At 31.4% G+C, this 983-nt stretch carries 2 protein-coding genes; both read right to left on the minus strand.

All coding sequences use genetic code 11. The features are described from left to right. Window positions 1-626, minus strand: a 626-nt coding sequence (locus A9G28_RS05190; protein ID WP_141674689.1) for a hypothetical protein, incomplete at its 3' end; no start/stop codon positions are given. Between the two features lie 74 nt (window positions 627-700). After that, window positions 701-983 (minus strand): hypothetical protein (locus tag A9G28_RS13540; RefSeq protein WP_176702114.1); only part of this gene is annotated, 283 nt, incomplete at its 5' end.

The raw sequence follows: 983 nt of genomic DNA on the forward strand, positions 1-983 counted from the left end.
ATTTCAGAGGTGTAAATAATATTATGATTGTTATCATACATATCAATTCTAAGATTTTTTAAATTATTATTTACAAAATAATCATAGGAATAATGGCTAATAGAGGCTAAACACCTTTTCTGGGTGCTAACCACAATACCACGTTTTTTTTCAACCCGTAGATAACAAGGTAATTCAAAAACGTCTTCAAATGAAGCATGTTGTTGTAATTGTTTATGCTCATCTAATGTATAAAAATAAACACCATCTTCTAGCGATTGAAAAGCATCGGTAGGATATAATATTTCAATAATATTGCGTTTACGTTGCCATATATCACTATATTGATAATTCTGATTTAATTTAACTTGAGCAATACTTTGGACTGCCGTGCTATACATTCTTTTGTGGTCTTCTAAACCAATTACTGACAAGAATAAATCTTTTTCTGGAAAGCTTTCTTCGTTATCAAAAGCAGGCATAAAATCATGTTGGTAATAGGTTTTATTAGGCATAATGCCCTGTGTTTTTAGTTTTTTTACTAGTTGTATTTGCTGATCGTGCATTTTTACCTCGGCTAAAACAGATTGAAAAGTTGCTATCCACAGTAAAAAGAAGATCAACCCTATTCTGACTAACTTTTTCATCTCTTCCTCACCTTTTTCCATTTAGGCTTATAGCGTTTTTATGTAACGTACTCTTATTCCTTATTATATTTTGATTATTGTGTATTTGCCTCTTGCAGTATTATGTCAAAACCATCTGGGTTGAATGGTAAGTCATCATAAAGTTGAGGGGCGTTTTGGTCTTTAACCTCGTCAGTGGTTAATAATATATTGCCTTGATTATCCAGATATTGATTTTTCACATTACCGTCTGTGGATATTTCAATATGGTTAGTTTTAATACCTTGTTGATTAAACCGCTCTAATATGGCAAACACTGTCTTATTTTTTAACAGTTTGAATGTCCTAATCGTATTCCCTTGGGCATCTTTAATGATT

It is taken from the genome of Gilliamella sp. Fer1-1 (genome assembly GCF_001690825.1).
In the GTDB taxonomy this organism is placed as follows: domain Bacteria; phylum Pseudomonadota; class Gammaproteobacteria; order Enterobacterales; family Orbaceae; genus Gilliamella; species Gilliamella apicola_C.